The 6385-nt window shown below is 36.7% G+C and carries 8 protein-coding genes; 7 read left to right on the top strand and 1 reads right to left on the bottom strand.

The features are described 5' to 3' along the window. From ABZA26_RS05185 to asrC, 7 genes are all read left to right on the top strand, one after another. The coding region (locus tag ABZA26_RS05185; RefSeq protein WP_372713456.1) for a macro domain-containing protein at positions 1 to 231 on the top strand (231 nt) is incomplete at its 5' end. 210 nt (positions 232 to 441) lie between these two features. Beyond that, positions 442 to 1125 carry a hypothetical protein gene (locus tag ABZA26_RS05180; protein WP_372713455.1) on the top strand — a complete coding sequence of 228 codons (684 nt, stop codon included), beginning with the start codon at positions 442 to 444 and terminating at the stop codon, positions 1123 to 1125. Between the two features lie 140 nt (positions 1126 to 1265). Then, positions 1266 to 1991 carry a Crp/Fnr family transcriptional regulator gene (locus ABZA26_RS05175; protein ID WP_372713454.1) on the top strand — a complete coding sequence of 242 codons (726 nt, stop codon included), beginning with the start codon at positions 1266 to 1268 and terminating at the stop codon, positions 1989 to 1991. A gap of 90 nt (positions 1992 to 2081) precedes the next feature. Beyond that, the gene (locus ABZA26_RS05170) at positions 2082 to 2888 is read left to right on the top strand and encodes a formate/nitrite transporter family protein (protein ID WP_372713453.1); all 807 of its coding nucleotides are present in this window, start codon (positions 2082 to 2084) and stop codon (positions 2886 to 2888) included. Between the two features lie 14 nt (positions 2889 to 2902). Beyond that, entirely contained in the window at positions 2903 to 3907 is a 1005-nt protein-coding gene (gene asrA, locus ABZA26_RS05165; protein ID WP_372713452.1) for an anaerobic sulfite reductase subunit AsrA, read from the top strand. Then, positions 3900 to 4742: an anaerobic sulfite reductase subunit AsrB gene (asrB, locus tag ABZA26_RS05160; protein ID WP_372713451.1), complete on the top strand. Its 843-nt coding sequence runs from the start codon at positions 3900 to 3902 to the stop codon at positions 4740 to 4742. Before asrA ends, asrB begins: the two co-directional genes overlap by 8 nt. 11 nt (positions 4743 to 4753) lie before the next feature. After that, the gene (gene asrC / locus ABZA26_RS05155; protein WP_372713450.1) at positions 4754 to 5728 is read left to right on the top strand and encodes a sulfite reductase subunit C; all 975 of its coding nucleotides are present in this window, start codon (positions 4754 to 4756) and stop codon (positions 5726 to 5728) included. A gap of 80 nt (positions 5729 to 5808) precedes the next feature. Here asrC and ABZA26_RS05150 read toward each other — a convergent pair. Beyond that, on the bottom strand, positions 5809 to 6385 hold a 577-nt coding region (locus tag ABZA26_RS05150; protein WP_372713449.1), incomplete at its 5' end, for an ATP-binding cassette domain-containing protein.

Genomic DNA, 6385 nt, shown 5'->3' with positions numbered 1-6385 from the left:
TGCTATCAAAACTCCTTGATCCTCGCAAAGGAACATCTGGTAAAATCTATAGCATTTCCCAATATAAGCACAGGAGTCTATGGATATCCGAAAGAATTGGCGGCTAAAATCGCAATCGTAGAAGCTATCAGATTTTTAAAAAATAACTCCTTTCCTAAAAAAGTGATTTTTGTATGTTTTGACCAGGAAAATTACAATATTTATAATGAAATCCTGGGGTACAGGTACTAGTTTTTATCTACATCAAGATATTTTCATGATAAACGAATTCCCGGTCCTGTTTGATTAATAATAATTTGGGATAAATCTTTCCTTTAGACGATAATTATTTTAAAACAAAAATATTTAAGTATTTCCATCGAAACTTAAATTTTATGCTTCAGAGTTTCTTCTGTAAAAATCTCAGAAAGATAAATATGAACTAAAAGGGAGAATAAGATCATGATAAAATATCTTCAGCGCCAGCTAAATGACGATGATATAAAGTATCTCAATAAAAAATACAGGTTACAGGAGCAACGTCTGATTTTTATAAATAAAAAAATCACGAAATATCTTCCTTTTTACTCTGCATTATTTGGTATATGCACCGTGGTTTTTTTTATTCTTTTATATAGAAAGTCAGATAGTTTCTTTTTGTTTTTCACAGGAACCGTTTTCATATGCTCACCTTTCATGATTTTCAGACTCATAAAAACTTTTATAAAAAATACAATGCTTCAGAAAAAACTTCACGATATAATGGATGAGGTTTTAGAAAAAGACACTGCAAAGGTTACCTACTGCAACAGCAAAGAGATGATAGAATTTGAAGAAACAGAAGACGAAGGAGCCCAGTACTTTTTCCAGGTAGAGGAAAATAAAATCTTTCATATTTCCGGGCAGGAGTATTATGAGACCTCTGTTTTTCCAAGCAACGAGTTTGAGCTTGTATCGATTCTGGGGAAAAACAGCAGCGAGACCGCTGATTTTTATATCCACACCATAGGCCACAAAATATCTCCTATTATGGTAGTTCCTGCAGATGTGAAGAAGGAGTATATAGATAAAATTTCAGAACTTCCTGAGATTATAGAGGGAAATATAAAGGATCTGGATTCTGTCATGGACATCATACTGAAATAACTTCCGCCGGGAGAATATTATTCAGATTCTATCTTTAAAGATCAGTGCAGTTTCAGCGAGAGCGTCCTAATTCTTTGCACTTTATCTCTTTATAATATATAATTAACACTAAATAACTAGAATTTTTGAAGAGGTGTCCGGTGATAAGAAATGATGATTATCTGAAAAATATACCTGCTTTCTCTCAGTTGAATAAGGAAACCCTTGAAAAGCTTCAGAAAGCGGGAGAACTATTTGAAATTAAAAAAGGAAATATGCTGTTTTTCGAGAAAGACGTTGTGAATAAAATATATATTATCCTTAGAGGAAAGATCAGTATATTTAGGTATTCTCAAAAGGCACAGAGAAGGGTCATCTATATCTTAGGTGACGGGGAATTTATAAATGAAGTTATCTTTGACGATCTTCCATCTTCTGTTAATGCAGAAGCCTTTGAAAAATCTATTTTACTGAGATATGATAAAAAAGATCTTGAAGAAATAATGAAGTCTGATTTTCAGTTGACTAAAAATATAACCAATTCCATGGGAAAAAAAGTAAGAAGGCTCTATAGGCAGATAAAAAATACAATCCCACTCAGTCTGGATAAAAAAGTAGCTGCAAAACTCTGGAAACTCTCAAAAGATTACGGAATTAATTGTGATCTAAACGGATTTAACTGCATCAATTTTTCAGATGAATGTACTCCCTGGACAGGCATAAACTTTAACTTAACCATTACTTATCTGGCCGATATGCTAGGAAGCAGCAGAGAATCTGTATCTAGGGAAATGAAGAAAATGGAATCTAAAGGATATCTCAAGTGGGAAGGAAAAAAACTTTTGGTGAAAAGAGAAGAGTTAAGAAAATTTTATCGGGAAATCTAAATAGTGTGACCTAGGTCACATTGTTTTTTTTTATTGGGTGTTAAAATGTACTCACTTAAAGTGAAAAAAATATTTTAACGGAGGTCGTGTATGTTTTCAGAAACACTTGGAAAACTTTCAAACAGTGCAGTTGCAAAAGTTACATTTTTTAAGGAGAGCAAGCCAAAGTATTTTATAGCTTCTCTGCTGGCAGGTTTCTATGTAGGAATCGGTATAGTTCTCATAACTACCATCGGAGGATTGACAAAAAGTACAGGGCCTCAGTTCAGGATATATATGGGATTGGCCTTTGGAATAGCTCTCACACTGGTTATAATGGCAGGTTCAGAACTGTTCACAGGAAATAACCTTATAATGTCTGCCGGAGCTGCAGACAAAAAAGTAAGCTGGAAAGACGCTATAAACATATGGATACTAAGTTACATCGGTAACTTGGCAGGTTCTACTCTCATAGGTTCTCTTTTTATCCTTTCAGGAAGTGCTGACAAGCCTCACGGAGCAGTAGGGGAGTTCATCGTGGCTCTTTCAAAAGCAAAAATGACAGCTGATCCCTCTTCATTGTTTTTTAAAGGCGTTTTATGTAATGTCCTTGTGTGTTTAGCTGTTCTTTGCTGCATCAAAATGAAAGAAGAAACAGCAAAACTGGTCGTTATCTTCTGGTGTTTATTCGCATTTATCACTGCAGGATTCGAGCATAGTATCGCAAATATGACTATCTTCACAATGGGTCTTCTTCTCCCACACGGTCCTGAGGTTTCCCTTCTAGGATACGGGCACAACATGCTCTGGGTAACATTGGGTAACTTCGTCGGAGGAAGTGCACTGGGACTTTGTTACTATTATATGGGTAAAAAATCCAAGGTCAAAGAAAGTATATTAGCAGAAAATAAATTATAGAAAGGAGTCCAACAATGAAAATTTCTTTAGACAAAACCTCTTTTAATAAGGGACTGGAAGTTTTAAAAGAAAATTATAGAATATTTGCACCTAAGGAATTTGCAGGTGAGGGAAGATTTTCCGATACTGACCTTGTGAAATATAGTGAGATCGACTCTATTGATGAGATCTGTTTTGACAAAAAGTCAGAGTTTTCTCCCAAGGAAGTAATGCTCCCTATGACTCAGACGATGTTTTATTTTACAGAAAAAGAGTACAAAATGCCTGATATAGACGAAAAAGGAATCATCGTATTTTTGAGAAGCTGTGACCTGCACAGTGTAAAAAGAGTGGACGAAATATACCTCAGAAACAGATACGAGGATATTTATTATAAGAGAACCAGAGATAAAGTTAAATTTATCGTTATGGGTTGCCCTACTTCTTTTGAAAACTGCTTCTGCGTGAGCATGGGTACAAACAAAACAGATGACTATCATATGGGACTCAACCTAAATCAGGATTCTGTGGAACTTCATATAAAAGAAGAAGAATTTAAAGAGGTATTCTCAGGAGAAGAAAGTGATTTTAATATCAGATTTGCAGAAGAAAATAAAGTAAAGGTAAACGTACCTGAGAATATAACCCTTAATGAAGTAAAGGACCTGGAACTTTGGAGAGAGTACGACAAAAGATGTGTGGCTTGTGGAAAATGTAATTTTGTATGCCCTACATGTACCTGCTCTACTACCCAGGACATCTTCTATAGTGAAAATGAGAATACAGGAGAGAGAAGAAGAGTCTGGGCTTCCTGCCATGTAGACGGATTCACAGACATGGCCGGCGGACACGCTTTCAGACAGAAACACGGAGACAGAATGAGATTTAAGACTATGCACAAGATATCTGATTTCAAGAGAAGATTCGGATATCACATGTGTACAGGATGCGGGAGATGCGACGATGTATGCCCTGAGTACATCTCATTTTCAAACTGTGTAAATAAACTTTCTAAAGAATTGGAGGGAAACGATGAATAATACATATATCCCAGGTAACTCCTATACGCCCATGGAAAACATCTATCTTCCTAAGGGATACAAGCTTATTTCTCTAAACAAACTCACTGAAATAGAGTGGCTTTTCAGAGTGGAATACGACAGAGAAGTGACTTTCGGACAATTCATAGAGATCTCAATTCCCAGGGTAGGAGAGGCACCGCTGTCTATAACTCAGTTCAACAAAGAAGAGGGATGGATCGAGTTTCTGATAAGAAAGGTGGGAAAAGTAACAGACTGTCTCTTTGAATTGAAACCCGGAGACCTTATGTTTCTCAGAGGACCATACGGAAATGGTTTCCCTGCTGAAGAGGAGTATAGAGGAAAGCATCTTATTATCGTAGCAGGCGGATCGGGACTGGCTCCTGTAAGATCTATGATAAATCATTTTTATCATGATAAGGCCCAGGATACAAAGGTTGATCTTTTATTGGGATTCAAAGATTATGATTCGATAATCTTCAAAGATGAAATAAAGCAGTGGAAAGACAGATTTAATACTCTTATAACTGTAGATAATTCATGCAGCATCGACGGAGTGTGTGAAGGACTTGTTACAAAATATATTCCGGACCTTGAGCTAGCTGATGACATTGCAGATATGGAAGTAGTTATAGTAGGACCTCCTATCATGATGAAATATGCCGCACTTGAATTTTTGAGCAGAGGAATTCCTAAAGAAAAAATATGGGTATCATTTGAAAGAAAAATGTCATGTGCCGTGGGGAAATGCGGACACTGTAAGATTGACGAAACATATGTTTGTCTGGAAGGTCCAGTATTCAGGTATGACGAAGCTGAAAAATTAGTAGATTAGGAGGTTAATCCATGAGTTTAGATATAAACAGAAAGAGTGTCACAAAAAATGCCTATAGAGTGACAAAAGTCAGAGATAAAACAACGCTCAGAGTAAGGGTTCCTGGGGGAGAGATTTCCGGGGAACTTCTCCTAAAAGTATCTGAAATCGCTAATAGTTACGGTAACGGGAAAGTACACCTGACTACTAGACAGGGGTTTGAGATCATGGGAATAGATTGGGATAAGATAGATGAAGTCAATGTCATAGTAGAATCTCTTATGGAGGGTCTAGGAATAAACCACAATGATAAAAACAAGGGCTATCCTTCAGCTGGTACCAGAAATATAGCTGCATGTATCGGAAATAAAATATGCCCAAAAGCCCAGTACAACACTACTGAGTTTGCAAAAAAAATTGAGAAAGAGATTTTCCCTCATGATTTCCACTTTAAAGTAGCCCTTACAGGATGTCCAAACGACTGCCAGAAAGTGAGAATGCACGATTTTGGAATAATAGGTATGACTCTTCCAAAACTTGATCCCCACAGATGTATCTCTTGTGGAAGATGCGAGAAGAAGTGCAGGAGCCTGTCCACCGGAGCTATCAAAATGAACAACTACAAACCTGTAAGAGAACACGACAGGTGTATAGGCTGTGGTGAGTGTGTATTAAACTGCCCTGCTTCTGCCTGGACAAGAGATTCAAAAAAATACTACAGACTTGCTATTATGGGAAGAACAGGAAAGAAAAATCCAAGACTTGCTGAAGACTGGATGATATGGGCTGATGAAGAATCAATCATAAAAATCATAAAAAATACCTATGATTATGTAAACGAATATATCGACCGTAGCCTTCCTAAAGAACATATCGGCTATATTGTAGACAGAACAGGATTTATGGAGTTTAAAAAATGGGCTTTAAAAGATGTTAAACTTTCTTCTGAAGCTGTTGTAAAAGACAATATTTACTGGAGCGGAGTTAAATATCCAGGAATAAGATAAATTTTGAATTTGAAAATGCTCTGGATCCTCATAGGAGGAGCCAGAGCATTTTTTAAAAAACAAGAGACTGTTCAAGTCTTTTATTTAGTCCAGTTTTTCAGTTCTTCTTCTGTCCCCAGGACAAAATGACCTTCAGTTATTTCAGTAAACTTTCCTGCGTCATAGTCTATATTGCTTTTATCGTAATATGTTCTTTTTCTCTTTCTCTCTGTAATGGGATTTGGCTGAGGTACTGCAGAAAGAAGGGATTTTGTATAGGGGTGTACCGGAGAATGATAAATCATATCTGCCGTCCCCAACTCCACAATCTTCCCTAGATGCATAACTGCAATCCTATCACTTATATACTTTACCATGGAAAGATCATGGGCTATAAATATATAAGTAAGATTTCTCTCATTCTGCATTTTTTTCAACAGATTTATAACCTGGGCCTGTATGGAAACATCCAAGGCACTTATCGCTTCATCGGCAATTATAAAATCAGGTTCCATAACTACTGCTCTGGCTATTCCTATCCTCTGCCTCTGACCTCCGCTGAACTCATGGGGATATCTGTGGGCGTGTTCTTTTGCTAGTCCTACAGTTTCCAGTATCTCATAAACTTTTTTATTACGTTCATCTTCGTCTTTATACAGCCCGTGAATATCAAGTCCC

Source organism: Ilyobacter sp., from assembly GCF_041583315.1.
Taxonomy (GTDB): domain Bacteria; phylum Fusobacteriota; class Fusobacteriia; order Fusobacteriales; family Fusobacteriaceae; genus Ilyobacter.
Note: the sequence above shows the minus strand (reverse complement) of the source record. Positions and strands in the feature narration are given on the sequence as shown.

Coding starts and splice junctions, on each gene's coding strand:
- ABZA26_RS05170 (WP_372713453.1), top strand. CDS start 2,082: ATGTTTTCAGAAACACTTGGAAAACTTTCAAACAGTGCAGTTGCAAAA.
- asrA (WP_372713452.1), top strand. CDS start 2,903: ATGAAAATTTCTTTAGACAAAACCTCTTTTAATAAGGGACTGGAAGTT.
- asrC (WP_372713450.1), top strand. CDS start 4,754: ATGAGTTTAGATATAAACAGAAAGAGTGTCACAAAAAATGCCTATAGA.
- asrB (WP_372713451.1), top strand. CDS start 3,900: ATGAATAATACATATATCCCAGGTAACTCCTATACGCCCATGGAAAAC.
- ABZA26_RS05180 (WP_372713455.1), top strand. CDS start 442: ATGATAAAATATCTTCAGCGCCAGCTAAATGACGATGATATAAAGTAT.